Here is a 25,029-nt window from a genome sequence, read left to right as displayed (position 1 = left end):
TCGGTGCTTTTTTTGAGTGGTAACCGTGCTAAAATAATTGTAGCGATAACAAAACTTGCCGTCAGGCTCATATTGAGGACAGACATAAAAATCCTTTCCATACCTTAGTCCCCCCTGTGCTCGTTAATCAGGCGCACAAGTTCCTCCGCCTGCTTGTCGGATAACTTTTTTTCCGCCAATGAACAACGTGAGAAAACGTGGCAGACTACCGCCGAATGTATCCTCAATATAGCGGCGGCTCTGACCCGCGAAAAACTCATCACGGCTTATAGCCGATGTAACGACTGCGCCCTCGTTTTTGAAAATTCCCCTGTCGCACAAACGCTTTAGGATGGTGTAGGTGGTGGATTTTTTTCCACTGCATAACTTCCTTCGACAGCCGGACAAGCTCGGTTGAGTTAATCGGCTCATTTTCCCAAATTAAGTCGGCGAATCTCGATTCCGTTTCCGCCAATCTATAATCAATCATATGACAATCCTCCCATTGCGCTACTATTAGTAAACCTTGTTTAAAGTTTACTAATAGTAGACCTGATTGTCAAGAGGAATTTACTTTTCCTTCCCTTTTAGTGAGAGAGGTTCCATAAACTTATGCTTATCTGCCTTCTCTCATTTTTGTGGCCAAATGGGAGCAGGAGGCAGGTAAGAGGATGACAGTTAGAGAAATGCTGGAAAATTTAACCGATTCAAGTAGCGAAGCGGATTGTGAATATCCGCTTGACCAAAAAGAACATATGTTTGCATTTTCGTCCTGCCTATGTTATAATATGAATAGGATGGCGGACGAAAGCCACACCTTCCTGACCTTTAAGATATTGATGCAGTATTAACCAGGCAGCCGGAATACAGTGTTTTATAAACCGGCATGAACATCCGGAATCGGAGACATGTGATTTTATTTGGAACCACTATGATGTGGTTTTAATTTTTAATCATCAAGCGAACATTTGTTCTATTGCGAAAGGAGACTGGCGTATGATGATCACAAGAAACAACTTAAATGAAATATTGTTTGAAAACCAGGATGCAAGGCTGTTAATAGAGCGGGTAGTTTCACATACGCAAGCCACCTTATATTATTATCATGACGTTGAGATCACCGTAGAGAAAGCATTGGAGATATACAACCGTGCGGTGAGGGCGGAAGAGGAAGATGGGGCCTACTGTGTATCATTTCTGGATTTTTCCGGAGAAAAAAACAAATTGCTGTATTCAGGAAGTTCTTGCTGAAATGGCTTTTGGGACATGGACTAATTTCAACAAAAAAATTAAAACAATCCAAAACGGGATGAAATAATAAAAAAATATTGACATAAGTAATAAAATTATGTATAATTCAAATAATTTCATGGGCGAAATGCCGATGAATTGAGACAGAACAAGAAAAAAAACAATATCAAAAGGAGAGGGAAAAATGAAAAAAAGAGTATTAACTTTAGGCACTGTAGCCTGTCTTGTTATTGGAACCCTGGCAGGTTGTGGTTTTACCGGATCCACTGGCAGCCCCACTACCGGAGGATCTTCCCAAAGTGCGGAATCGAGTGAAGCCGCTTCTGACAAAAAGGCGGATTCGGCAGCCGGCGATCAGGTGCTTAGCGTATATGCAAATGCCGAGATCAAAACCCTGGTACAGTGGGCGGCTTCCGACAACCAGTCATCAAAGGTAAACAATAATGCATTTGAAGGTCTGCTTCGCCTGGATGAGAATCATGAGGCGCAGCCTGCACTGTCGGAAAGCTATGATGTTTCCGATGATAAACTTACATACACCTTTCATTTGAGAGACGGCCTGCAATGGAGCGACGGAACTCCTTTGACAGCAAATGATTTTGTATTTGCCTGGTTAAAGCAGATGAGTGCGGAAGCCACCAATGGCTACAGCTTCATCATGACAGACTATATTGTAAACGGCGCCGAGTATAATGAAGGAAAGGCCGGTGCAGAAGAAGTGGGAGTAAAGGCCCTTGATGACAAGACCTTCCAGGTGACTTTAAAAGCACCTACCCCTTATTTTGCCCGTTTAACTGTCCTTTGCCAGTTCTTCCCATTAAACGAGGAATATGTTACCTCAAAGGGCGACCAGTATGGTTTAAGTGCGGAGAATATGATTTACTGCGGCCCATATGTTATCACCAGTTATGATCCGGCAGTAGGCGCTACCTTAAAAAAAGAATGATAAGTATTGGGATGCTGCAAATGTAAAGGTTGAAAATGCTCAGGTAAGGGTAATGAAGGATGCATCCGCAGCCCTTAACGCTTATCTGGCCAATGAACTGAGCCAGGTAGCTCTTGATTCTTCCAACGTAGCCGCTTATCAGAATGATCCGGAATTCAGTTCTAAGAGCGAGTTCAGAACCGAATATCTGCAGTTCTCCTTAAGCAATCCGGTTATGGCAAACAAAAATATCCGCAGGGCTGTTTCCATGGCAATTGACCGTGAGACCCTGGTTAAGGCAATTCTTGCAGATGGCTCTGCTCCCAGCGAGGGTCTGGTTGCAGAAGGCATGTATGGAGACGAAAGCAAGAGTTTCCGTGATTTAAACGGAAATATTTGCCAATTCAACCCGGAACAGGCTAAGAAATACTGGGAAGAGGGCTGTAAAGAATTGGGACAGACACCGACCCTGACCTTGCTGGTAAGAGATGATTCTGTGACAAAAGCGGTTGCAACCTATATACAGAGTGAATTAAATAAGAATTTAGGCATTGATATTGTAATCGATACCAAGACGGTTCAGGCAAGAAATGAATTGATGGATAACGATAATTACATGTTTGCATCTACGCATGGGGAGCTGATTATGACGATGCCATGACATACCTTGATTTATGGACCAACGGTACTCCATACCGCGGCTCCTATCAAAATGAAGAATATAATAAGCTGATTAATGACGCAAGAGTTGAAACCGATGACGCCAAGCGTCTGGATATGCTGCTTCAGGCGGAGAATCTTCTGGTTGACGAGGATGTGATCGTTGCACCTTTGTACCATAGAGGTTCTGCAACCCTTACAAAATCCAATGTGAAAGGATTGGTCAATCATCCTTTCGGGCCGGATGTGGAATTTAAATACGCTTATTTTAAGTAAGCCGCAGCATACAGGGAGGTGCCCTGACCAACGGAATGCGGAAAATGAGAAGAGCCGCCCTTCCCTTTTAAAATTGGAAAAGGGAAGGGCGGCTCTTTTTAAAATCTCAGGAGAATATGAATGCAAAGGAGGACACAGCATGATAAAATATATCTGCAAGCGACTGATATATCTGGCGCTGACATTATGGGTCATTGTAACAGCTACTTTTTTTTCTGATGAAGAAGCTGCCAGGCTCTCCCTTTGACTCGGAACGCTTTAATATGATGTCTGTTCAGCAGCAGCAGGCCATTTTAGAGCAGTATGGGCTGAATGAGTCCGTGCCCCGGCAATACATAAAGTATATGGGAAATATCCTGCATGGAGATTTTGGAACATCCTTTACTTACACTGGACAGAAGGTATCTGCCGTAATCGGAGGCAGAATCGGCCCCTCTGCTTTAATCGGCCTTCAGGCGGTGTTGATCGGGCTGGCAGTTGGACTGACATTGGGAATTATTGCAGCGTGGAGGCATAACAGCGGAATCGACTATTTCACCATGATCGTGGCTGTCCTTGGAGTCTCTGTTCCTAATTTTGTGGCTGCGGCCCTGCTGCAGTATTATGTGGCCTTAAAATGGGGAATCCTGCCAGTTGGTTTCTGGACCGACTGGAAATGCTCAGTTCTTCCGTCCATTGCCCTGTCCTTTTCCGCCACGGCCATGATCGCCCGGTTTATCAGGACAGAGATGCTGGAGGTGCTGGAGCAGGATTACATCGTCACAGCCAAAGCCAAGGGACTTAGCCCGATGAAGGTGCTCATGCGCCATGCCGTAAGGAATTCGATCATCCCTGTGGTGACGATTCTGGGGCCCATTGTTGTAAATCTTCTGACAGGCTCTCTGGCAGTAGAGAATATTTACACCATCCCGGGAATCGGCAGCTTATTTGTAGACAGTATAAAGGCCAATGACTATTCCACGATCATGGGAATCACGATCTTTTACAGCGCTTTTTATATTTTTGTGGTGCTGATCGTTGATATCGCGTATTCTCTGATTGATCCCAGGATTCGTCTGGCAGCCGGAGGGGAGGGTTAAGAATGGATGAATTATTTGTAAAGGCAAATGTGATGAATCGGAGAAAGAACATATTGCCCGGCCCAATTTAACAGCCCTTCAGGATGGCTGGCTTCGTTTGAAGAAAAATAAGGCGGCGGTCGTCTGCTTGTTTACGTTGATTGCAATCGGGCTCCTTGCAATACTGGCGCCGGTATTTTCAAGATATTCTTATAAAGAAACGAATTATGATATCATTTATCAGACGCCCTCCCTGGTACATCTCTTCGGAACCGATCAGTTCGGCCGGGACCTCTGGGTCAGAACGTGGATGGGGACCCGCATATCCCTGCTCATCGCCTTTGTTGCAGCTCTTTTGGATTTGACGCTGGGAGTGACCTATGGAGCGGTTTCCGCTTTGGCCGGCGGGAGAGTGGATGCCGTTATGCAGCGGATCATTGAAGTGCTGGTGGGAATCCCCCATCTGATCATTGTCATTCTTTTGATGATGGTTATGCCGGCAGGCATCTGGACGATTGTAGTGGCTCTTTCCATTACAGGATGGGTGAATATGGCCCGTCTGGTCCGCGGATCCATTTTAAAGCTTAAAAATCAGGAGTTTGTTCTTGCGGCCCGAGTGCTGGGAACCAGTACTGCCGGAATCATATGGAAGCATTTGATCCCTAATACGGTAGGAGTCATTGTCATCAATGCTATGTTTACCATTCCATCTGCCATATTTACGGAAGCATTTTTAAGCTTTATCGGCATTGGTATGCAGGAACCAAAAGCATCTTTGGGAGTTTTAATTAACAACGGATACCAGGTGCTTCGTAATTTCCCTCATGTGTTGATTTTCCCGGCAATCGTGATCGTCCTGATTATGGTATGCTTCAGCATTCTTGGAGACGGCCTGCGGGATGCTCTGGATCCAAGAATGAGAAAGTAGGTGAATCGTCGTGAGCAGATTATTGGAAGTCAATCAGTTACAGGTACATATAAAAACACAGCATGGGGTAGTCCAGGCAGTGCGCGGGGTAAGTTTTTATCTGGATGAGCAGGAGACTTTGGCAATCGTTGGAGAATCCGGCTCCGGCAAATCCATTTCCGTAAAAAGCATTATGGGCCTGCTTCCGAAAAACGGAAAAATCGTTGGAGGCAGTATTCTCTTAGAAGGCAGGGACCTTGCAAAATATAGCGAGCGGCAGATGCAGGCGGTACGGGGGTCGGATATTTCCATGATATTCCAGGACCCTATGACCTCTTTAAACCCTACGATGACCATTGGTAAACAGATTGTGGAGGTATTAAAAGAGCATCGGAAGGATATGACAAAAGCACAGATGAAGCAACGGGCTCTTGAGTTGATTTCCCTTGTTGGGATTTCCAATCCGGATACAAGGTTTGACCAGTACCCCCACCAGCTTTCCGGCGGCATGAGGCAAAGAGTCGTGATCGCGGTGGCTTTGGCCTGTGATCCTAAGATTTTAATTGCCGATGAGCCGACTACGGCTCTGGATGTAACCATACAGGCACAGATCCTGGATCTTATGAAGGATCTGCAGAAGAAAATTAAAACCTCCATTATTATTATCACCCATAATCTGGGGGTTGTGGCTAATGTTGCGGATCGGGTTGCAGTCATGTACGGAGGTCAGCTGGTGGAAAGCGCCGGTGTGCGGGAGCTGTTTTACCAGACAGAGCATCCTTATACAAAGGGGCTGCTGGCTTCCATACCAAAGGCTTCTCATAAGGGAAGCGAGCTGACGGCCATTCCGGGGACGCCGCCAGATCTGATGGATCCGCCAAAAGGCTGCCCCTTTGCAGCCAGATGCAGGTCGACCATGGAGGTCTGCAGACAGTATCCGCCGGAGGATATGCTTTGCGGTGAAGGCCACCATGCACGCTGCTGGCTTCTTGATGAGCGGGCAAAGGCTCTCAGGGAATAGGAGGAAATTATGATGTCGGCAGAAAAGAAACCATTATTAGAGGTAAAGCATTTAAAGAAATATTTCCAGGTAGGGAAAAACCAGATTTTAAAAGCAGTGGATGATGTCAGCCTGGATATTTATAAAGGAGAAACCTTGGCCTGGTAGGGGAAAGCGGCTGCGGGAAGTCTACTTTCGGCCGTACCGTAATTCAGCTGTATGAGCCAACGGATGGCAGGATATTATATGATGGACAGGAGATGAGCAGAAGCTTATCTGCGGCGGAGCGCCATGGATTTACCAGAAAGATGCAGATGATCTTTCAGGATCCTTATGCATCCCTTAATCCGAGGATGAAGGTCATTGATATTGTTGCGGAAGGAATTGATGCTCATGGAATCTTAAGTGGGGAGGAACGGAGAAAGAAAGTTCTGGAACTCTTAGAAACCGTAGGACTTTCCGAAGAGCATGCAGACCGCTTTCCCCACGAATTTTCCGGCGGGCAGCGTCAGCGGGTGGGCATTGCCAGGGCATTGGCAGTGAATCCGGAGTTTGTGATCTGTGACGAACCAATCTCAGCACTGGATGTTTCCATTCAGGCACAGGTGATTAACTTGTTAAAAGAGCTGCAGGAGAAGAGGGGGCTTACCTATCTGTTCATCGCTCATGATCTTTCCATGGTCAAGCACATCAGTGACCGGATCGGTGTCATGTATCTTGGGGCCATGGTGGAGTTAGGGGACAGTGAGAGCCTTTTTGAGACTCCGCTCCATCCCTATACCCAGGCATTGCTTTCTGCAATTCCCATCCCGGACCCAGATGTGGAAAAGAGCCGCAGCCGGATCATGCTGGAGGGAAGCCTTCCAAATCCTGTCAATTTGAAGGAAGGATGCCGGTTTGCTTCCCGCTGCCCTCATGCAGAGCAGCTTTGCCGGGAAAAAACACCGGAAATGAAAGAAGTCTTGCCAGGGCATTTTGCAGCCTGCCATAAGGCAGTGTAGGATTCTGGCAACAAAAAAATATATGGTTAGGAGAAAATAATGAAAGACTATATCTTGGAGGTCTGTGTGGATTCTGTGGAATCTGCCAAAGCAGCAGTACAGGGAGGAGCCGACAGGCTGGAGCTCTGTGCAAATCTGGTGATCGGGGGGACGACCCCTGGAGTGAGTCAGTTTAAGCAGATCCGCAAATCCTGTGACGTTCCAATCAACGTACTGATACGGCCCAGGTATGGAGATTTTTTGTATACAGATCATGAATTTCAGATGATCTCAGAGGATGCGCAGATGTTTCGGGATCTTGGCGCAGATGGGATTGTGGTGGGATTTTTAAAACCGGACGGGGATCTTGACATGGAACGGCTGAAAGTGCTCAGGAAAAAGGCGGGAACGGGAAACATGACCCTGCACAGAGCTTTTGATGTATGCCGGGATCCATACAGAAGCTTAAAAGAGGCCATGGAGGCAGGGGCAGATACCATACTGACCTCCGGACAGCAGAATACCTGTATGGAAGGAAAGAAGCTTTTAGGGGAACTGATAGAGCAGGCGGCCGGCCGGATCGATATTTTGGTAGGCAGCGGGGTCAATGTAGATGCCATTGCCAGCCTTATGGATGAGATAGATGCCCGGTGTTTTCACATGTCAGGAAAGACGATTGTGGACAGCGGCATGACCTACCGGAAAGAAAATGTAAATATGGGCATACCGGGAATCGGGGAATATGACATTTTCCGTACAGAAGAGGAACAGATACGTCAGGCAAAAAGGCTGATGGAGGAGAAAGCATGTTTACGGAAGAACGTTTAGACAGGATTTTGCAGATCCTTCATGACCAGGGCTTGGTAAAGGTAAAGGATTTAAGCGCTCTTTTTCAGGTGACGGAGGATTGCATACGCAAGGACTTAAAAAATCTGGAAAATGCCGGAAAGCTGAAACGGACCTATGGCGGAGCTTACTATCCCAGGATTACCCTTTGAAGCGGGATGTGATTGACCGGAGAGATACGAATATTGAGAAAAAGAAATTAATTGCCCAGAAGGCTTTTGAGCTTATCAGGAGCAATGAAACCATATTTCTGGATATTTCTACCACAAATATCATGGTGGCGGAACAGCTTTCCAGGTCCCACAAACGGTTGACCGTGGTTACGAACATGATCGATATTATGCAGACACTGGCAGTTAATCCAGATATCACTTCCATTGGGACCGGAGGAATCATGTACCGTACGGTAAACGGCTTTATGGGGGCGGCTGCCATTGAAATCATTAAACAGTACAGCTTTGACAGGGCCTTCATCGGAACCTGCGGTCTGGACCTTACGGACAATTCCATTACCACCTTAGGCGTGGAGGATGGCTTGACAAAGAAGGCGGCAATAGCCAGCAGCAGGCACAAATATCTGGTAATGGAAAAAGACAAATTTTATTTTAATGATTCCTATAAATTTGCCCATTTTGATGACATAGACGGAATCATTACAGACTCCATGCCAGATGAGGCCACAGCCAGGAAGCTTTATTCTGCAGGAGTTACTATTATGTAGCTTCTGCCGGGCCGTCTAAGTCAGAAAATAATTATTTGATTTCGTAAAGGAGAATTTTGTGATGTTTTCAGAACATTTGCAGAGATATGCCCAGAAAAAATATGAACTCAGGCTTCCCTTTTTGGGAGGTCTTAAGGGAGAAATCGAGAAAGCCATGGAAAGCTGTGCTCCCAGGGAACAGGTGCTCATGAAATTTTTATATGGGACAATGCCGGTACGGGATGCCGGGGAGTATGACTTTTCTGTATTTCTTGGATTTGTAAGGCATTCCATCATGGTTTATGATCAGATGGAATGGTGTCAGGAAATTCCGGAAGATATTTTTCTCCATCATATTTTATATTACAGGATCAATACGGAGAATATTGAGGACTGCCGCAGATTTTTTTATGACAAGCTGATCGAACGGATCAAAGGGCTTTCAATAAGGGAGGCGGTGTTGGAAATCAATTACTGGTGTGCGGAGAACGGAACCTATGAAGCTTCCGACAACAGGACCATATCGCCTGTGACTGTGTATAAATCCGGAAAGGCAGGTGCGGAGAGGAATCCACCTTTGCCGTAACAGCATTCCGGAGCGTGGGCATCCCTGCCAGACAGGTGTATACCCCAAGATGGCTCATTGTGATGATAATCATGCATGGGTGGAGGTGTTTGTGGAAGGAAGGTGGCATTTTCTGGGAGCCTGTGAGCCGGAAGAAGTGCTGGATAAGGGGTGGTTTACCAATGCCTCCTCCAGGGCATTACTGGTACACACCAGAACCTTTTCTGACTATTCCGGCGATTCGGAGACGGAATGTCTGGGCCAGGAAGATTTATTGGTCTATTATAATGGAACCCCAACCTATGCCCTGACCAAATCTTATAAGATCCAGGTTCTTGATAAGAATAAAAAAACCGGCAGAGAATGTACGGGTTTCTTTTGAAATTCTCAATATGGCGGAATATTGCAGCGTGGTAAACTTATATACAGACAGGAATGGAAGGGTATCCATTACCATTGGCCTTGGGGATATCCATGTCCGTGCCATGAAGGATGGGCTGTGCTGTGAAGCGTGGATTTCCCCTGAGGATGGGGAGGAAACGGTTCTGGTACTTAAGAAGGAAGAGAATAAATCCGTAAGAGATACCTGGGTGGATGTGGACGTCAGGGCTCCGAAGGATTACCCAATGAATCCGGCGAAGCTTACAAAGGAACAAAAGGAAAGAAACCGGAAACGGATCCATGAGGCTAACCAGATGCGGGAAAGCAGGATCGCAGGATATTTTAAGGCAGAAGAGGCTTCCCGGTATCCGGAGGAAACAGAACTCCTCCGGTTGTCTGCCGGTAACTTTGATGAAATCTATAAATTTCTTTCCAGGGATCAGAATCCGGACCGTAAGGCAATGCTTAACAGTCTGACCGTTAAGGATTATAAGGATGCCAGAGCAGACATCCTGGAAAGCCATCTTGCATGGGCCTCTACATACCGTAAGGAATGGGAAGAGAATGGAAATCTGGATATTTATATAAAATATATCCTCTGCCCAAGAATTTTGCTTGAGGAAATGACGGATTACCGGGGCTTTATTGAGGAATTTTTCCATGGGCAGGAAAAGGAAAGGTTTCGTAAGGATCCTGAAACCGTTTGGGAATATGTGAAGAAGCACATTGGTTTTGAACCAAAGCTGGACTACAAGACGATCTGTTCCACTCCCATAGGAAGCCTTAAGCTTTTACAGGGCAATTCCCTGAGCCGGAAGATATTATTTGTCGCCATCTGCCGGACTCTGGGCATTCCGGCCCGAATGAACCTGGTAAATCTGGAGGCTGAAGTTTATGAGACAGGCAGATTTGTATCAGTATCAGGGGCTGATGAGATATTAACAGACAGGAACAAAGAATCAGGAAAGCTGGTGCTTTATGGGGAAACAGACAGCCTGTGGACCTATTACCAGACATGGACCATTGGAAGGCTGAAAGAGGGACAGTTTGTGTCTCTGGATTACACTGGCGTAAAATTTTCCGGCGGTGTATTAAAGCTGGATCTGGAGCCTGGTATTTACCGGCTAATCACATCTGTACGCCTCCCCAGCGGAAACCAGAATGCCAGCGAGTATGTCTTTGAATTAAATAAGGATGAAGAAAAGTCTGTAACCATGCGCTTAAGGGCTGGAAGTCTGGAAGATATGCTGGTTGACAACTTGCTGGATGATTTTGATGTGACCGTGAAAAAAAGAAAACGGGAAAGAGCAGACGGTTCCGGCATCGGTGCTTATGGAAGGAAAGGCCAATATTCTGGCTATCATGTCCGAGGGTCAGGAACCTACCGAGCATGTTCTTAACGAAATGCTGGAGCAAAAAGATGCCTTAAATGCCCTTGATGGCCAGATCATTTTCCTGCTTCAAAGTGAAATGTCATTGCAGAACCGGACCATCGGCAAGGTTTTGGAAGTAATACCCCGGATTAAGGTAGGTTACATAAACTTTGATGATGGGGTAGAACCGCTGGCAAGGAGAATGTATGTGGATCCGGAAAAGCTTCCTCTTTTGATCGTCACGGATCCCGGATTAAAGGCAGTCTACGGATGCAGCGGCTACAATGTAGGAAGCGTGGACTTAATGATGAAGCTTCTGGGCTTAAGCAGGAACAGGAAGCAGGGAAATAAATGCCTATAGGAACAGCCTTTCCCGTGATTTGACGGCAGAGAATTGTAAAATAAGAAAAAAACATTTTGCAAAATATATAAAGATGTTATATACTGTTTGTTGGAGTACTATCAGAAGTCAAATACCCCGAAGCAGGTTACGGGGCGGTATTTGACTCCATGGGCAGCTGCTAAAATCAAGATCACATAATCTTGGTCCGCTGCTTCATGAGAATAACAGACAAAAGGATGGTTTGAACATGGCTATTTTAGAAAATTGGAGAAACCTGGCATACGGCGATGGACTGGATGATAAAGGAAAAGAAGAATTATGGACCGAGTATTTTAAAGTAGAAAAAGGAATCTATGAGCATATTCTTTCCAAGCCAGAGGAAGTGGTTGAGGGAACAGTAGAGGATCTGGCAAAGAGATATGGAACAGATGTCCAGACAATGACCGGTTTTTTAGATGGAATCAATGAAAGCTTAAAGGGATATGAGAATCCTATTGAGACTATGGACGAGCAGACCGTGGTAAAAATAGAGATCGATACGGAAAAGCTTTATTATAATATGGTAGAGGCTAAAGCAGAGTGGCTGTATAATCTTCCGGAGTGGGATACCATACTGCCGGAAGAGAAGAGAAAAGAGCTTTATAAAAAGCAGAAGGCTTCTGGAACCATTGTTAAGGGAGCAAAGGTCGGAAGAAATGATCCATGTCCATGCGGCAGCGGCAAGAAGTATAAAAAGTGCTGCGGATCCAACCTGTAATCAAATGCTGCCCTGGCAGCAGGATAAAGAGACAGGAAGGCAGGTACCTCTTTATGAGTTACCTGCTTTGTTTTTGAAGAATAAGAGGAAACACTGCGGGTGTACCTAAATGCCCATAGGGCATGGGCAAGAAAGAGGAAATTGTGAATGGAAGCCTACACTAGCTTTGCAGAGGTCTATGACCGGTTTATGGACAATATTCCATATAAGGACTGGTGTGAATACGTAACCGGTCTGCTGAATGAATATGGGATAAAGGATGGCCTGCTTCTTGACCTGGGCTGCGGAACGGGAAGCCTTACAGAGCTTCTTGCGGACCGGGGATATGATATGATCGGAGTGGACAACTCCGAAGATATGCTGCAGATAGCCATGGAAAAGCGGGAAAAGTCAGGAAAAGACATTCTTTATCTTATGCAGGATATGAGGGAATTTGAACTTTACGGCACGGTGCAGGCCGTTTTAAGCATCTGTGACTGCATGAATTATATTCTGGAATATGAGGATATGACGGAGGTTTTCCGCCTGGTCAACAATTATCTGGATCCGGGAGGAATTTTTATATTTGATCTGAACACCATATATAAATATGAGACCCTTATGGGCGATTCCACCATTGCCGAGGACCGAGGAATGCAGCTTTATCTGGGATAATTATTATGATAAGGAAACCAGGATCAATGAATATGATCTTTCTCTGTTTATCCGGCAGGAGGAAAACCTGTACCGGAAATATACGGAGAATCATTATCAGAGAGCATATTCACTTGACGAAGTAAAAATGGCGATAAAAGAGGCTGGCATGGATTTTGTAGCTGCTTTTGATGCTTTTACCAAAGCTCCCGCAAAGGATACCAGTGAAAGAATTTATATCATAGCAAGAGAACGCGGAAAGGAATTATAATATGGCTGATTATATTGTCAGAGCCACAGCAGGGGATCATCAGATCCGCGCCTTCGCGGCAACTACCAGAGAAATGGTAGAACAGGCAAGACAGGCTCATAATACAAGCCCTGTAGCTACGGCTGCTTTAGGCAGGCTTTTGACTGCAGGGAGCATGATGGGCGTCATGATGAAGGGGGAAGATGATTTACTGACTTTAAAGATTCAGGGAAGCGGCCCAATGGAAGGCCTTACTGTAACTGCAGATTCAAAGGGAAATGTAAAAGGCTATGTTTATAATCCCGGCGTCATGCTTCCTCCTAATCAGGCCGGAAAGCTGGATGTAGGCGGTGCGGTAGGAGAGGGAGTATTAAGCGTAATTATGGATATCGGCTTAAAGGAGCCTTATGTTGGACAGACCATACTGGTAGGCGGTGAGATTGCTGAGGATCTGACTTATTACTATGCTGCTTCAGAGCAGACGCCGTCATCAGTGGCACTGGGCGTTTTAATGAATAAGGACAACACCGTAAAGCAGGCCGGCGGCTTTATCATCCAGCTCCTGCCGGGAGCCTCTGAGGAGGTCATCGGAAGCCTGGAGAAAAAGCTGGGAGAAATCACCTCCATCACGGATCTTCTGGATCATGGAGATACGCCGGAAATGATTCTCGAACACATTCTTGGAGACTTTGGCGTGGAGATGATGGAACAGGTTCCTGCCCGCTTTTATTGCAATTGTGATAAAGCCAGGGTGGAAAAGGCCTTGATCAGCATCGGGAAGAAAGAGCTTCAGGAAATGATCGACGAAGGAAAGAGCATTGAAGTAAACTGTCATTTCTGCAATAAAAATTATGAATTTACAATAGAAGATTTAAAAAGGATGTACGAGAAATCGTAAGACAAGAGGCATCAAAAAGAGCCATCCATTGGACATTGGATGGCTCTGATCGTAATCATGTGAAACAATATAACTTCTTCCTATATATTGAAAAAAGGTACACTGATAAGTCAATGATTATAATTTGGTAACGTTTGTAGCCTGTGGCCCCTTAGCTCCGTCTACAACATCGAACTCTACTGCAGCGCCTTCGTCTAAGGATTTGAAGCCGTCCATGCTAAGACCTGAGTAGTGAACAAACACATCGTTACCCTGTTCGTCGGAAATAAATCCGTAACCCTTTTGGTTGTTAAACCACTTAACTGTACCTTTCATTATGATACCTCCAAAATGAATAAAAAGTTGTACTGTTACAGGATATCTGTAACCTCCCTAAGAATAGCATAAAAAGGGAAAGGTGTCAAACATTTTCCGTCTTAAAAATCAAGAAATCTTTAGAATAAATTTAAAGGGAAATAAGTGGTAAAATCGGAGAAATTTGTGGTAAAATGAGAAAAGATTCTTTTGCAAGGATAAAAAGGTGAAAGCAATGAAATTTATGAATTTATGGGGTCATTTTTGCACGATCAATATACATAAGATCAGGGTCATGAAAAACTGTTTTCGTGTGGGCCTTATAAAACAGGGGCTGCTTCACGATTTATCAAAATACAGTCTGGAAGAATTCATACCAGGCGTTCTTTATTATCAGGGGACCAGAAGCCCCAACGCTGCGGAAAGGGAGGACAAGGGCTTTTCAAGAGCCTGGCTCCACCATAAAGGCCGCAACAAGCATCACTACGAATACTGGATCGACTTTACCACTGATATGTCGGAGGGACTGGTGGGCCATAAGATGCCCTTAAAATATGTCATTGAAATGATGATGGACCGGATCGCCGCATCGAAGACGTATAAGGGGAAGGAATACACCGACGCATCGCCCTGGGAATATTACATGCACGCGAAACGCTACATGGTCATTGATCCTGAGACGAGAAGCTTGTTAGAGGAGCTTCTTGTGATGTTAAAAAACCAAGGGGAAGAAAGGACATTTGCCTACATCAGGTATTTGTTAAAAAGAGGGGATTATCCGTAAAAGGCGAATTAAGGGAAGCCATTTGGCTTCCCTTAAAAACATCCATATTCCCGGCATTATTTAAAATATAGCTCAAATAAAAGACGTGCCCCGAAAGCATTCCGGAAAGTGTCGGAAACCGTGGAAAACGCTTCTAAATTATCTGCACATGGTATCAAACAAGTGACGGATGTAAAGGTGAAGCTTTTCGCCCTCCTCAAAGAAGTCCGGTTCATAGGGAACATAAGTGATTTTATCCTTGAATTCCATTTGCAGGCATGGCGTCCACAAGGGGGAAAACTGGGGAAGATAACAGCCGGCCTGCGGGTGTAACATGTCTTGGCCGTAGCTTTTGTCCGGGCTTCCTTATCCACGTATTCAGCCACGCTTTTGTGAATGGCCTTGTCTTCATAAATCAGATAATAGTAATTTTTATAATCAGGATAAAAGAATTTTAATTCGCCCTCATAGAGGTCAATGGTTGCGGTCAGGTGTTCTCCTTCTGCCTCCATGGAAATCAGGGAGTTGGATTTGGAAAATCCAACGGGAATGGCAAAGCCATTTTTGCAGATAAGCCTTAAGGAGCGGAAATCCCGGCCGAAAATATCTTTTTGGCATAAAATTTCCTGATGTTCAAGGAGAAAGCTGTGTTCTAAAAAAAATCCGGGTAATTTAATATAGGGAGGATCAGGGGCATTCCCTTTAAATCGTCTTCATTATGTAATATTAAAAGATCAAATAAAAATTTGTCATGAGAGATCAAATAATCCTTGTAAACTTCAATCAGCTGTCCGCCGGAATAAAGATCCTTCCGCTCTACTTTTAAAAATTCCTCAATGGCTTTTTGCTTCATTGAGGGAAGCCCGAGAAGCCCCCGGTAAGGGCGTATTTTTTTGTAAATATCCAGGCTTTTCACACCGGAAAAATCATAAGGCATCCCGTGGGCAAGGCAGCGCTTCAAAAGATAGGGGATATCAAAACCGTCTCCGTTAAAGTGTATGACTGTAGTGAAATTTTTTTTAAAAATTTAAAAAAAGGTTTCCAGCAGCTCTTTTTCTGAGTCCAGGGTGTCTGCGAACCACTGAACCAGGTTCCAGCAGCCGTTTTTGTAATAAACGCATCCGATCAAATAAAGGGTAGAATACGTCCCGGAAAAACCTGTGGTTTCTATATCAAAGAACAGCAGATCCTCTTTCCTGCCGATCCGGTCAAAGGGATATGTCTCATGAAATGCAATGGTTTTCTGTAAAGTGATCACAAATGCTTCCGCCCTTTCTTTCGTACTGTCCATGTTTTTGGGCAGGGCCCCACTCCGCTTTACCGGGTGTAAATGTATGCCCGCAGGGTGTTGCCTTCCTCAACATTATAGCGGAAAGACGCCGGTCCGTCAACGGAAACAGAATATTTGTTCGACTATCCGCTTGCATAACAACAGGCTGTATGCTATGATAAATAGCAAAGGTGGGATTTCCTGCATAATAGTCAAAAGGAGACAGAGGTCGTGATTTCTTTCGTAAAAGGGCCATTGGTTGAAGTATTTGAAGATACCGTTGTGATAGAAAGCGGGAACGTGGGATTTGAGATACATGTTCCTGTATCCGTGCTTCAAAAACTGCCGGGAATCGGCGTAGAGACAAAGTTGTATACATATTTTCAGGTAAGGGATGATGCCATGTGCCTCTACGGTTTCTTAAACCGTCAGGATCTGCAGATGTTTAAGCAGCTCATAAGCGTGAATGGGATTGGTCCCAAAGGAGCTTTGGGAATTCTTTCTGCCCTGGATCCGGAGGATTTAAGAAGGGCCATTGTTTCAGGGGATGCCAAGTCCATATCCAAAGCGCCGGGGGTCGGAGCAAAGACGGCTCAGAGGATTATATTGGACTTAAAGGATAAAATTGATATGGCTGAAATTCTCCCTTCCGGGTTTGCAGAACCGGTGAATGGACCTGCTTTATCCGGCGGGATAGCAGGAGAAGCAATGGATGCGCTGGCGGCTCTGGGATATTCCGCAGCCGAGGCGGGCAGGGCAGTCCGCCAGGTGGAGGTGACGGAGTCCATGACAGTGGAAGATGTGCTTAAGGCATCCTTAAAGCATTTGGCATTTATATAGAATGACGGGTAAAGACAGAGATGGAACGTAGAATCATAACCACAGAGGTAACGGAAGAAGATAAAAGGATAGAGCCGAACTTAAGACCCATGTGTCTTGAGGAGTATATCGGACAGGAAAAGATACGTACTAATTTAAAAGTATACATTGATGCCGCCAAAGCCAGGGGGGAATCCCTGGATCATGTTTTGTTTTACGGGCCTCCCGGTCTGGGAAAGACTACTCTTTCAGGGATCATTGCCAATGAAATGGGAGTCAATATGAAGGTCACATCAGGACCTGCAATTGAAAAACCGGGAGAGATGGCCGCTATACTGAACAATCTCCAGGAGGGTGATGTGCTGTTTGTGGATGAGATCCACCGCTTAAACCGTCAGGTAGAAGAGGTTCTGTATCCGGCCATGGAGGATTTTGCCATAGATATCATGCTGGGGAAGGATTCTTCTGCCAGATCCATAAGACTGGATCTTCCTAAATTCACTCTGGTGGGAGCGACTACCAGAGCGGGGCTTTTAACCGCTCCATTAAGGGACAGGTTCGGTGTGGTGCAGAAGCTGGAATTTTATACGCCTCAGGAGCTTAAGATCATTGTTTGCCGTTCCGCCAGGGTCTTACAGGTGGAAATCGAGGAAGAAGGGGCGGCAGAGATTGCCAAGCGCTCCAGAGGAACTCCAAGGCTGGCAAACCGCTTATTAAAGAGAGTGCGGGATTTCGCCCAGGTAAAATACAACGGTATCATTACAAAAGAAGTGGCGGATTTTGCCCTGGACATTTTGGATGTGGATAAGTTTGGCCTGGACTATAATGACCGGGCGATCCTGACCACAATGATTGAGAAATTTTCCGGCGGTCCGGTAGGACTGGATACCCTGGCTGCTTCTTTAGGAGAGGATGCCGGAACGCTGGAAGATGTTTATGAGCCTTATCTTTTGATGAACGGTTTTATAAACCGAACCTCCAGAGGGCGCGTTGCCACGGAACGGGCATATGAACATCTTGGTATCTCCATGGGATCATGACCTGACTGAATTTTAGAAATTTCCTATTATTCAGACCTGCTTTTTGGACATAAAGGTATGCAGGCAGGGCTTTTCTATCTGCGGAAAATATGTTATAGTAAAAAAAAGAGCAAATGAAACAGGGAGAAAACAGCATGGATTCCAAACGCAGTACAGAAGTTTTAATAGATGGTAAGATTTACGCATTGGGCGGAAGAGAAGAGGAAAGTTATATTCACCGCCTGGCCAGCTACATCAATGAGATGATTATAACGCTGAAGCATCAGGAAGGGTTCACGAAGCAGAGCGCAGAATATCAGAATATTATGATCCAGCTGAATATGGCGGATGATTACTTCAAGGCCAGAGAACAGTCTGCCAGACTGGAGCAGCAGAAGGCGGAGATGGAAAAGGAGATATATAGCTTAAAACATGAACTTGTGGCCACTCAGATGAAGCTTGAGTCGGCAAAGCTGGAACTGGCGGAAGCAGGAAATCTGCGGATTCCGATAAGAAAGAATAAGTCAGGAGGGGATGTTGGGCGGCAGGGCCGTGACATCCTCTCTTTCATCAATAAAGGGTAAGAGGAGGAACTTGTGAAGAAAGCAGTTGAAATTCTTGCTCCGGCAGGATCGTTTGAAAGTATGAGGGCAGCGGTGGCGGCAGGCGCCGATGCGGTCTATATGGGCGGCAGCCGGTTTGGAGCAAGGGCTTATGCGGAAAATCCCGAAGAGGACAAGCTGCTTGAAGCCATTGATTACGTCCATCTTCATGGGCGAAAGCTGTACATGACTGTTAATACGCTGATGAAGGAGCAGGAGCTGCATGAGCTTTACGATTATCTTCTTCCATATTACAGGCAGGGCCTGGATGCGGTGATTGTACAGGACATGGGAACCTTCCGATTCATCCGGGAGAATTTTCCGGGACTTCCCATTCATGCCAGCACGCAGATGACCATTACCGGCGCTTATGGAGCCGGGATTTTAAATGATCTGGGGGCGGACCGGGTTGTTACTGCCAGGGAGTTGTCCTTAAAGGAAATTGCAAAGATCCATGATCAGGTGGATGTGGAGATCGAAAGCTTTGTACACGGCGCATTGTGCTACTGCTATTCCGGCCAATGCTTATTCAGCAGCCTCATAGGAGGGCGAAGCGGAAACAGGGGAAGATGTGCCCAAACCTGCCGCCTGCCCTACGAGGTAAAACGGGAAGGACAGGTTCTTTCAGGAGGAGATGACCGTTACTGCTTAAGCCTCAAGGATTTGAGCACTCTGGATATCATACCGGACCTGATAGAAGCCGGAGTCTATTCCATGAAAATTGAAGGAAGGATGAAGAGCCCCAGATACACAGCAGGAGTCGTGAGCATTTACCGAAAGTATGTGGACCTTTATCTGGCTAAAGGAAGAAAGGGCTACCAGGTCGAAGGGCAGGATAAGAAAATGCTTCTGGACTTATTTGACCGGGGCGGACAGACCGATGGATACTATACGCGCCAAAACGGGCGGGATATGGTGGTCTGGAAAGAGAAACCGGCTTTTCGGGAGGGCAATCAGCCTTGTTCGATTACCTTGATAAAAATTTTGTAGAAAAGCAGGTAAGGGAGCCGGTGGTTGGAACCGCGTTTCTGGAAGAGGGACAAAAGGCTTCTTTGCTGCTAAGTGCCTGCGGTCATAATGCTGCCGTCATCGGGGAGATCGTGCAGACAGCCCAAAATCAGCCTATAACAGAGGAAAAGGTGAGAAAGCAGCTGGACAAGACGGGAAATACTCCCTTTTATTTTGAAAATCTTGATATTAGTATAAAAGGAAACATATTTTTGCCGGTTCAGGCCCTTAATGATCTGCGCAGGCGGGGGCTGGAAGCCTTGGAATATGAGATCCTTAAGGGTTACAAAGAGAACAGGCAGGCAGAGCCGGCAAAAGCCGCCGGGGAGGCTGCCTGCAGACGGAAGCCGGCTTCAGAAGGTCCAATGCTTACGGTTTCTCTGGAGCGGCCGGATTGCTTTGAAGAAGCGGTGAACAGTCCTGATGTAAAAAGAATTTATATCGATTCTGCAGAATTTAAGCCGGAACAGTGGAAAGCGTCTGTAGAAAGCTGCCACAGGGCCGGCAAGGAATGTATGCTTACCATGCCCCATATTTTCAGAACCAGGGCGGAACAGTTTTTTGATAAACATTTAACGGAACTGAAAACTGCTGCATTTGACGGATTCCTGATCCGTTCTCTGGAGGAAACCGGCTATTTAAAAGAGAAGGGAATCAAGGGAAGCCTGATCTTTGATTTTGGAATGTATGGAATGAATAATCCAGCCCAGGAGATGCTGATGGAACTGGGGGCAGATGAGCTGACCTGGCCGGTAGAATTAAACAGCCGGGAATTGGGAAAACTAAGAGTTCCTGGAGAGCTTTTAGTATACGGCTGTCTTCCCATGATGGTGACTGCCCAGTGCCTTCATCAGGGAATGGAGGGGTGTGATAAGACACCGGTTGTTTTGACATTAAAGGACCGGAAGGGAAAATCATTTCCCGTAAAAAACCATTGTGCTTTCTGCTACAATTCCATTTATAATTCGGCGGCCTTGTCCCTTCTTGGGTTAGAGGATGCGGTAAAGGCATTATCCCCCTTAGGCTGCGGCTGCAGTTCACCACAGAGAACAAAGCACAGACAAAAGCGGTGATACAAAGCTTTTCTGACGGATTTCTTTATGGGAGAGAAGCAAAGCTGACCTTTGAAGAATTTACAAGAGGTCATTTCAAACGCGGCGTAGAGTAGGTGGCATATGATTAATCTGATTATTGATGTCTCCAGATATCTGATGATACTGTTGATTACATTATACACATATTTTAATTTTCGTTTTTTTTCTTTTCCGGATGAAATCAGGAAAAGGAAAATTTGCGGGCGCCAGAATTTTGCCATGTTTCTCATTCACCTGCTTGCCTATCTGATCATCTGGCTGGAGACGGAGGATGAAAAGATGCTGGTGTTTTACGTGGCACAGGTAATATTCTTTTTCTGTTACCTTTTTCTGTACCGGCTTATTTACCGCAATGTATCCAGGCTTCTGGTCAACAATATGTGCATGCTCCTTACCATAGGATTTATTATGCTGACCAGGCTTTCTTTTGACCGGGCCATAAAACAGTTTGTCATCGTGGCCTCTGCGGCCCTGGTGACCTTTATCATCCCCTTTGTCATTGACAGGGTATGGCAGCTGAGCCGGATTCCATGGATCTATGGGATCGGTGGACTTCTCCTCCTTGGCATCGTATGCATTGCCGGAACCAGCAGCTACGGCGCAGCTTTCCCTGGGGATCGGCGGCTATTCTTTCCAGCCCACGGAATTTGTGAAGATCAGCTATGTCTTTTTTTATAGCCACCATGTTTTACCGGTCTACCAGTTAAAGACCATCCTTATTGTAACTGCAGCGGCAGCCCTTCATGTTCTTATTCTGGTGGCCTCCAGAGATCTTGGAAGCGCCCTCATTTTCTTTGTTACTTATATTTTCATGCTCTTTGTGGCAACAGGAAAATGGCTCTATCTTCTGGCGGGGGCAGGAGGCGGGACTTTTGCGGCTATGCTGGCCTATGAGCTGTTCGGCCATGTAAGGACCAGAGTATCGGCGTGGTTAAACCCCTGGTCAGATATTGCGGGAAAGGGATACCAGATCACCCAGTCTTTGTTTGCCATTGGAACCGGAGGTTTGTTTGGCATGGGACTATACCGGGGGATGCCAGGAAGGATCCCGGTGGTAGAAAAGGATTTTATATTTTCAGCGATTTCGGAGGAGCTGGGAGGCATTTTTGCCCTGTGTGTCCTTCTTATCTGTCTGGGATGCTTTTTACAGTTCATGATGATTGCCAGCCGGATGCAGGCAGTGTTCTATAAGCTGATTGCATTTGGCCTTGGAACTATTTATATTATTCAGGTATTTTTAACCGTTGGAGGAGTGACGAAATTCATTCCTTCCACAGGAGTGACGCTCCCCCTGGTCAGTTATGGAGGAAGCTCCATTTTAAGCACCTTTATCATCTTTGGAATCATCCAGGGACTTTATATACTCAAACGCAATGAAGAGGAAGAAGAAAAATATGAAGGCTAACCCGAATCCAAAAGCAAATCACCATATCCTGATACTTACCTATGGGGTCGTACTACTTTTTGTAGGGCTTGCGGTTTATTTCGGCTATTTTCTGCTTGTGAAGAGTGACAGTGTGATCAATAATTCCTATAATGCCAGACTTGACAGCTTTGCAGACCGGGTGGTACGTGGGGAAATCTACAGCAATGACGGCAGGGTCCTTGCCAGGACAGAGGTGGATGGAGAGGGAAAGGAAACAAGGGTTTATCCCTATGATTCGCTGTTTGCCCATGTGGTGGGATATTCCACCAATGGAAAGACCGGTCTGGAGGCCCTGGCCAATTTCTATCTCTTGACCAGCCACGTAAATCTTGTGGAGCAGGTGGTAAATGAACTGTCATCCGTAAAGAATCAGGGGGACAGTGTTGTCTCTACGCTTGATGTGGACTTACAGAAAGCAGCTTATGATGCCTTGGGCAAGCGAAAAGGAGCGGTGGTAGTGATGGAGCCGGATACCGGCAAGATCCTTGCCATGGTATCCAAGCCGGATTACAATCCCAACACCCTGGCTGCGGACTGGAATCATCTGGTTGCGGAGGAAAATACGTCAGGACAGCTATTAAACCGTGCAACCCAGGGACTTTATCCTCCTGGTTCCACCTTTAAGCTGGTGACGGCTTTGGAGTATATAAGGGAAAATCCGTCCAATTATAATGATTACACCTTTGACTGCAACGGGATTTATAAAAATGGGGATTATACCATCCGCTGTTACCATGGGACAGCCCATGGACATCAAAATCTGGAACAGGCATTTGCAAACTCCTGCAACGGGGCTTTTTCCAATCTTGGTTTACAACTGGACTTAAATGGATTAAAGAATACTGCGGATCAGCTTCTGTTTAATTCGGACCTGGCCCTGCCCATTGCCAGCAGTAAAAGTTCCTATTCCATGGAAAACGGTGCTGATACGTGGCAGATCCTTCAGACCTCCATCGGCCAGGGCCAGACTCAGATAACGCCCATTCATAATGCAATGATCGTGGCGGCCATTGCCAATGGGGGTACCCTTATGAAGCCATACTTCATTGATAGGGTGGAAAACGTAGGGGGAGATGTCATTAAGAAGTTTATGCCTCAGTCCTACACGAATCTTATGACTGCCGTGGAGGCCTCTGAATTGACCGAGTTTATGCGTTCTGTTGTAACAGAGGGAACCGGCTCTGCCCTTAGGACCGATGCCTATACAGTAGCCGGAAAGACCGGATCTGCGGAATTTGAAAAAGGCAAGGAAACCCATGCCTGGTTTGTGGGATTTGCTCCGGCAGAGCATCCAAGAGTAGTTATAAGCGTGATTGCAGAAGAAAGCGGCTCCGGCGGACAGGCGGCAGCACCCATTGCCAGAGCGCTTTTTGATTTATATTTTTCCAAACAATAAAAAGAATGATATTTGCTTTCCATGATTACACACTTGCATATGAGTCCAAAAAGAGGTATACTAGAGCCAGTCTGTGTGACACACCAAAACCGGACTTCCAAAGGAAGTTACGGTTTCACTCTGGAGGAATTGCAATGATTGAAGCAACGAGTTGTGGCGGTGTGGTTATTTTTCGAGGTAAAATTCTGGTTTTATATAAGAATTACAAAAATAAGTATGAAGGTTGGGTTTTGCCAAAGGGAACAGTAGAAGCGGGTGAAGAGTATAAAGAGACGGCTCTCCGGGAAGTAAAGGAAGAGACAGGCGTAAGTGCGTCCATAATCAAATACATTGGTAAGAGCCAGTACTCCTTTAACACGCCTCAGGATATGGTGGAAAAAGATGTGCACTGGTATCTAATGATGGCCGACAGCTATTACAGTAAACCACAGCGGGAAGAATATTTTATTGATTCAGGATATTACAAGTTCCATGAAGCGTATCATCTTCTGAAGTTTTCAAATGAAAAGCAAATATTGGAAAAGGCCTACAATGAATATCTGGATTTAAAGAAGAGTAATTTGTGGGGCAATAAGAAGTATTTCTGAAAGGTGAGTTCAGGGAAGTGCCTGGGCTTTCACTGGGAGAGCCGGAAAAGTTGCGGTTGAACTTTTCCGGCTCTTTTCACAGGGATCAATATGGAAAGACAGCTTAAAAAGCGGTTTCCAGTTCTTTTAATCTGGCGAATAAGGACTTTGTGTTAAGCTCAAAGATAAGACCTTCGATTTTTGGACTTTCCATTACCTGACTGATATAGGAGCAATGGTTTACCATGGGATCCTGGTCCCTGCCTGCTATGACATCTAAGTCTTCTACTGCAACGATCTCGTCAACTACGATTCCCCATCCCATTCCATCCAGGATAAGAACCATTTCCTTGTAAATCGTTGAACGGAATAAATCCTTTGTCTGGTCCAGAAGATTTAAGATCGTTGGCATGGATTCTTCCTTTACCTGTTTTAAAATCTTAAAGAGGCATTCTTCCCTCTGGCAGCCTTCACAGTCTTTTTTTACAGCGTTCCGCTTCGTCGGCAGCCAGATGAAGCCTTGCATGCGGCTCCTCTATTTTACTGAGATGACGGGTAATGGTAACGTTGTCAGTTTTAAATTCATCATACCACTTTCCTAAAGCGCACTGATGGGGATCCTTTGCCAGGCCGAAGGTTCCGCCCTCATTGATGAAACGCTCCAGTTCCTTTACCCAATTGATGTGATCCTGCTTTCTGGCATCAATCATCTCTTCAAAATCCCTGCACTCATCTGAAATAGGTTTTAGTCCAAAGGTTACCCGTAAATCAAGCATTTGTATGACCTCATTCCGGTATTTGAACATTCCGGTCACATTAGCTGGGGCGGCCGGTATTGTGCTATATTGGGGCAGCTGCACAATGGTTGATATGTATTTACTGTTAATGCAATAGAGGGAACCGGCAATTTTAAATAAAATATACGGATATTTGATCTCTTTTTCCATTTTTTTGATAGTACCTTCCCTTTTTATTCTTGATATCTGTATT

Annotated in this window: 30 protein-coding genes and 5 pseudogenes; 29 read left to right on the top strand and 6 right to left on the bottom strand. The window is 45.6% G+C overall.

What is annotated here, in order from left to right:
- Positions 1-104: 104 nt before the first annotated feature.
- Positions 105-469: pseudogene (locus JCM10519_RS02415) on the bottom strand (BlaI/MecI/CopY family transcriptional regulator).
- A gap of 181 nt (positions 470-650) precedes the next feature.
- Here JCM10519_RS02415 and JCM10519_RS02410 point away from each other — a divergent pair.
- The 20 genes and pseudogenes from JCM10519_RS02410 to hslO all read left to right on the top strand — a co-directional run bounded on the left by JCM10519_RS02410 (position 651) and on the right by hslO (position 13,782).
- Positions 651-830 carry a hypothetical protein gene (locus JCM10519_RS02410; RefSeq protein WP_054737815.1) on the top strand — a complete coding sequence of 60 codons (180 nt, stop codon included), beginning with the start codon at positions 651-653 and terminating at the stop codon, positions 828-830.
- A 145-nt stretch (positions 831-975) separates the two neighbouring features.
- Entirely contained in the window at positions 976-1,230 is a 255-nt protein-coding gene (locus JCM10519_RS02405; RefSeq protein ID WP_054737814.1) for a hypothetical protein, read from the top strand.
- A 184-nt stretch (positions 1,231-1,414) separates the two neighbouring features.
- Positions 1,415-2,176 (top strand): ABC transporter substrate-binding protein, encoded by a 762-nt coding sequence (locus JCM10519_RS25645; RefSeq protein WP_347842880.1) that lies wholly within the window; start codon positions 1,415-1,417, stop codon positions 2,174-2,176.
- 49 nt (positions 2,177-2,225) lie between these two features.
- Positions 2,226-2,816: pseudogene (locus tag JCM10519_RS25640) on the top strand (ABC transporter substrate-binding protein); the annotation flags it as partial.
- A complete protein-coding gene (locus tag JCM10519_RS25635; protein ID WP_347842879.1) occupies positions 2,813-3,091 on the top strand; it encodes a hypothetical protein in 279 nt (92 codons plus the stop codon). The pseudogene JCM10519_RS25640 and the gene JCM10519_RS25635, both read left to right, overlap by 4 nt.
- A gap of 218 nt (positions 3,092-3,309) precedes the next feature.
- On the top strand, positions 3,310-4,170 hold the full coding sequence (locus tag JCM10519_RS02395; RefSeq protein WP_347842878.1) for an ABC transporter permease: 861 nt from the start codon (positions 3,310-3,312) through the stop codon (positions 4,168-4,170).
- Positions 4,171-4,180: 10 nt separating this feature from the next.
- Positions 4,181-5,077 (top strand): ABC transporter permease subunit, encoded by an 897-nt coding sequence (locus JCM10519_RS02390; protein WP_054737813.1) that lies wholly within the window; start codon positions 4,181-4,183, stop codon positions 5,075-5,077.
- A 10-nt stretch (positions 5,078-5,087) separates the two neighbouring features.
- Positions 5,088-6,077 carry an oligopeptide/dipeptide ABC transporter ATP-binding protein gene (locus tag JCM10519_RS02385; RefSeq protein ID WP_054737812.1) on the top strand — a complete coding sequence of 330 codons (990 nt, stop codon included), beginning with the start codon at positions 5,088-5,090 and terminating at the stop codon, positions 6,075-6,077.
- Positions 6,078-6,089: 12 nt separating this feature from the next.
- Positions 6,090-7,057 (top strand): annotated as a pseudogene (locus JCM10519_RS02380) (oligopeptide/dipeptide ABC transporter ATP-binding protein).
- Between the two features lie 39 nt (positions 7,058-7,096).
- Complete coding sequence (locus JCM10519_RS02375; protein WP_054737811.1) at positions 7,097-7,864, top strand: copper homeostasis protein CutC; 768 nt, start codon at positions 7,097-7,099, stop codon at positions 7,862-7,864.
- Positions 7,843-8,034 (top strand): DeoR family transcriptional regulator, encoded by a 192-nt coding sequence (locus JCM10519_RS25630; RefSeq protein WP_347842877.1) that lies wholly within the window; start codon positions 7,843-7,845, stop codon positions 8,032-8,034. The genes JCM10519_RS02375 and JCM10519_RS25630 overlap by 22 nt, the downstream gene beginning before the upstream one ends.
- A complete protein-coding gene (locus tag JCM10519_RS02370) occupies positions 8,031-8,603 on the top strand; it encodes a DeoR/GlpR family DNA-binding transcription regulator (RefSeq protein ID WP_347842876.1) in 573 nt (190 codons plus the stop codon). The genes JCM10519_RS25630 and JCM10519_RS02370 overlap by 4 nt, the downstream gene beginning before the upstream one ends.
- A 58-nt stretch (positions 8,604-8,661) precedes the next feature.
- Positions 8,662-9,168: a hypothetical protein gene (locus tag JCM10519_RS25625; RefSeq protein WP_347842875.1), complete on the top strand. Its 507-nt coding sequence runs from the start codon at positions 8,662-8,664 to the stop codon at positions 9,166-9,168.
- Between the two features lie 14 nt (positions 9,169-9,182).
- Entirely contained in the window at positions 9,183-9,458 is a 276-nt protein-coding gene (locus tag JCM10519_RS25620; protein WP_347842874.1) for a hypothetical protein, read from the top strand.
- A 99-nt stretch (positions 9,459-9,557) separates the two neighbouring features.
- A complete protein-coding gene (locus tag JCM10519_RS25615; RefSeq protein WP_347842873.1) occupies positions 9,558-10,928 on the top strand; it encodes a hypothetical protein in 1,371 nt (456 codons plus the stop codon).
- Between the two features lie 4 nt (positions 10,929-10,932).
- The gene (locus tag JCM10519_RS25610; RefSeq protein WP_347842872.1) at positions 10,933-11,262 is read left to right on the top strand and encodes a hypothetical protein; all 330 of its coding nucleotides are present in this window, start codon (positions 10,933-10,935) and stop codon (positions 11,260-11,262) included.
- Between the two features lie 229 nt (positions 11,263-11,491).
- Positions 11,492-12,001 (top strand): SEC-C metal-binding domain-containing protein, encoded by a 510-nt coding sequence (locus JCM10519_RS02360; RefSeq protein ID WP_054737810.1) that lies wholly within the window; start codon positions 11,492-11,494, stop codon positions 11,999-12,001.
- A gap of 147 nt (positions 12,002-12,148) precedes the next feature.
- Positions 12,149-12,655, top strand: coding sequence for a class I SAM-dependent methyltransferase (locus JCM10519_RS02355; RefSeq protein WP_347842871.1), 507 nt, complete (start codon positions 12,149-12,151; stop codon positions 12,653-12,655).
- Entirely contained in the window at positions 12,618-12,905 is a 288-nt protein-coding gene (locus JCM10519_RS25605; RefSeq protein WP_347842870.1) for a hypothetical protein, read from the top strand. The genes JCM10519_RS02355 and JCM10519_RS25605 overlap by 38 nt, the downstream gene beginning before the upstream one ends.
- Before the next feature lies 1 nt (position 12,906).
- Positions 12,907-13,782, top strand: a complete 876-nt coding sequence (gene hslO / locus JCM10519_RS02350) for an Hsp33 family molecular chaperone HslO (protein ID WP_054737809.1) — start codon at positions 12,907-12,909, stop codon at positions 13,780-13,782.
- 117 nt (positions 13,783-13,899) lie between these two features.
- On the opposite strand, the gene JCM10519_RS02345 is transcribed toward hslO, so the two are convergent.
- Entirely contained in the window at positions 13,900-14,097 is a 198-nt protein-coding gene (locus JCM10519_RS02345) for a cold shock domain-containing protein (protein ID WP_025233342.1), read from the bottom strand.
- Positions 14,098-14,311: 214 nt separating this feature from the next.
- Between JCM10519_RS02345 and JCM10519_RS02340 the strand changes: the two genes are divergently transcribed.
- Positions 14,312-14,860, top strand: a complete 549-nt coding sequence (locus JCM10519_RS02340; protein WP_054737851.1) for a DUF5662 family protein — start codon at positions 14,312-14,314, stop codon at positions 14,858-14,860.
- Between the two features lie 56 nt (positions 14,861-14,916).
- Here JCM10519_RS02340 and JCM10519_RS25600 read toward each other — a convergent pair whose 3' ends face one another.
- Positions 14,917-15,351 (bottom strand): hypothetical protein, encoded by a 435-nt coding sequence (locus JCM10519_RS25600; protein ID WP_347842869.1) that lies wholly within the window; start codon positions 15,349-15,351, stop codon positions 14,917-14,919.
- 140 nt (positions 15,352-15,491) lie between these two features.
- Positions 15,492-16,097: pseudogene (locus JCM10519_RS25595) on the bottom strand (ribonuclease H-like domain-containing protein).
- 243 nt (positions 16,098-16,340) lie between these two features.
- On the opposite strand from JCM10519_RS25595, the gene ruvA reads away from it, so the two are divergent.
- The 8 genes and pseudogenes from ruvA to JCM10519_RS02300 all read left to right on the top strand — a co-directional run bounded on the left by ruvA (position 16,341) and on the right by JCM10519_RS02300 (position 24,060).
- Positions 16,341-16,949 (top strand): Holliday junction branch migration protein RuvA, encoded by a 609-nt coding sequence (ruvA, locus tag JCM10519_RS02330; protein ID WP_054737808.1) that lies wholly within the window; start codon positions 16,341-16,343, stop codon positions 16,947-16,949.
- 20 nt (positions 16,950-16,969) lie between these two features.
- Positions 16,970-17,968 carry a Holliday junction branch migration DNA helicase RuvB gene (gene ruvB, locus JCM10519_RS02325; protein WP_054737807.1) on the top strand — a complete coding sequence of 333 codons (999 nt, stop codon included), beginning with the start codon at positions 16,970-16,972 and terminating at the stop codon, positions 17,966-17,968.
- A gap of 134 nt (positions 17,969-18,102) precedes the next feature.
- Positions 18,103-18,531 carry a cell division protein ZapA gene (locus JCM10519_RS02320; protein WP_054737850.1) on the top strand — a complete coding sequence of 143 codons (429 nt, stop codon included), beginning with the start codon at positions 18,103-18,105 and terminating at the stop codon, positions 18,529-18,531.
- A gap of 12 nt (positions 18,532-18,543) precedes the next feature.
- Positions 18,544-19,539, top strand: a complete 996-nt coding sequence (locus JCM10519_RS25590) for a peptidase U32 family protein (RefSeq protein ID WP_347842868.1) — start codon at positions 18,544-18,546, stop codon at positions 19,537-19,539.
- Positions 19,509-20,630: a DUF3656 domain-containing protein gene (locus JCM10519_RS25585; protein ID WP_347842867.1), complete on the top strand. Its 1,122-nt coding sequence runs from the start codon at positions 19,509-19,511 to the stop codon at positions 20,628-20,630. Before JCM10519_RS25590 ends, JCM10519_RS25585 begins: the two co-directional genes overlap by 31 nt.
- 102 nt (positions 20,631-20,732) lie before the next feature.
- Positions 20,733-22,056, top strand: a pseudogene (locus JCM10519_RS02310) (FtsW/RodA/SpoVE family cell cycle protein).
- Positions 22,046-23,473, top strand: a complete 1,428-nt coding sequence (locus JCM10519_RS02305; protein ID WP_347842866.1) for a penicillin-binding transpeptidase domain-containing protein — start codon at positions 22,046-22,048, stop codon at positions 23,471-23,473. Before JCM10519_RS02310 ends, JCM10519_RS02305 begins: the two are co-directional and overlap by 11 nt.
- Before the next feature lie 134 nt (positions 23,474-23,607).
- A complete protein-coding gene (locus JCM10519_RS02300) occupies positions 23,608-24,060 on the top strand; it encodes an NUDIX hydrolase (RefSeq protein WP_002603763.1) in 453 nt (150 codons plus the stop codon).
- 103 nt (positions 24,061-24,163) lie between these two features.
- On the opposite strand, the gene JCM10519_RS25580 is transcribed toward JCM10519_RS02300, so the two are convergent.
- Together JCM10519_RS25580 and JCM10519_RS25575 are read right to left on the bottom strand one after the other, a co-directional pair.
- On the bottom strand, positions 24,164-24,451 hold the full coding sequence (locus JCM10519_RS25580) for a hypothetical protein (RefSeq protein WP_347842865.1): 288 nt from the start codon (positions 24,449-24,451) through the stop codon (positions 24,164-24,166).
- Positions 24,452-24,509: 58 nt separating this feature from the next.
- Positions 24,510-24,986 (bottom strand): CZB domain-containing protein, encoded by a 477-nt coding sequence (locus tag JCM10519_RS25575; RefSeq protein WP_347842864.1) that lies wholly within the window; start codon positions 24,984-24,986, stop codon positions 24,510-24,512.
- Between the last annotated feature and the right edge of the window lie 43 nt (positions 24,987-25,029).

This window comes from Clostridium sp. NkU-1 (genome assembly GCA_001312405.1).
The sequence above is the reverse complement of the archived record's forward strand: the minus strand, read 5'-3'. Positions and strand labels throughout refer to the sequence as shown.

Coding starts and splice junctions, on each gene's coding strand:
- JCM10519_RS02410 (WP_054737815.1), top strand. CDS start 651: ATGACAGTTAGAGAAATGCTGGAAAATTTAACCGATTCAAGTAGCGAA.
- JCM10519_RS02405 (WP_054737814.1), top strand. CDS start 976: ATGATGATCACAAGAAACAACTTAAATGAAATATTGTTTGAAAACCAG.
- JCM10519_RS25645 (WP_347842880.1), top strand. CDS start 1,415: ATGAAAAAAAGAGTATTAACTTTAGGCACTGTAGCCTGTCTTGTTATT.
- JCM10519_RS25635 (WP_347842879.1), top strand. CDS start 2,813: ATGACATACCTTGATTTATGGACCAACGGTACTCCATACCGCGGCTCC.
- JCM10519_RS02395 (WP_347842878.1), top strand. CDS start 3,310: ATGAAGAAGCTGCCAGGCTCTCCCTTTGACTCGGAACGCTTTAATATG.
- JCM10519_RS02375 (WP_054737811.1), top strand. CDS start 7,097: ATGAAAGACTATATCTTGGAGGTCTGTGTGGATTCTGTGGAATCTGCC.
- JCM10519_RS25630 (WP_347842877.1), top strand. CDS start 7,843: ATGTTTACGGAAGAACGTTTAGACAGGATTTTGCAGATCCTTCATGAC.
- JCM10519_RS25610 (WP_347842872.1), top strand. CDS start 10,933: ATGCTGGAGCAAAAAGATGCCTTAAATGCCCTTGATGGCCAGATCATT.
- JCM10519_RS02360 (WP_054737810.1), top strand. CDS start 11,492: ATGGCTATTTTAGAAAATTGGAGAAACCTGGCATACGGCGATGGACTG.
- JCM10519_RS02355 (WP_347842871.1), top strand. CDS start 12,149: ATGGAAGCCTACACTAGCTTTGCAGAGGTCTATGACCGGTTTATGGAC.
- hslO (WP_054737809.1), top strand. CDS start 12,907: ATGGCTGATTATATTGTCAGAGCCACAGCAGGGGATCATCAGATCCGC.
- JCM10519_RS02345 (WP_025233342.1), bottom strand. CDS start 14,097: ATGAAAGGTACAGTTAAGTGGTTTAACAACCAAAAGGGTTACGGATTT.
- JCM10519_RS02340 (WP_054737851.1), top strand. CDS start 14,312: ATGAAATTTATGAATTTATGGGGTCATTTTTGCACGATCAATATACAT.
- JCM10519_RS25600 (WP_347842869.1), bottom strand. CDS start 15,351: ATGGAGGCAGAAGGAGAACACCTGACCGCAACCATTGACCTCTATGAG.
- ruvB (WP_054737807.1), top strand. CDS start 16,970: ATGGAACGTAGAATCATAACCACAGAGGTAACGGAAGAAGATAAAAGG.
- JCM10519_RS02320 (WP_054737850.1), top strand. CDS start 18,103: ATGGATTCCAAACGCAGTACAGAAGTTTTAATAGATGGTAAGATTTAC.
- JCM10519_RS02305 (WP_347842866.1), top strand. CDS start 22,046: ATGAAGGCTAACCCGAATCCAAAAGCAAATCACCATATCCTGATACTT.
- JCM10519_RS02300 (WP_002603763.1), top strand. CDS start 23,608: ATGATTGAAGCAACGAGTTGTGGCGGTGTGGTTATTTTTCGAGGTAAA.
- JCM10519_RS25580 (WP_347842865.1), bottom strand. CDS start 24,451: ATGCCAACGATCTTAAATCTTCTGGACCAGACAAAGGATTTATTCCGT.
- JCM10519_RS25575 (WP_347842864.1), bottom strand. CDS start 24,986: ATGGAAAAAGAGATCAAATATCCGTATATTTTATTTAAAATTGCCGGT.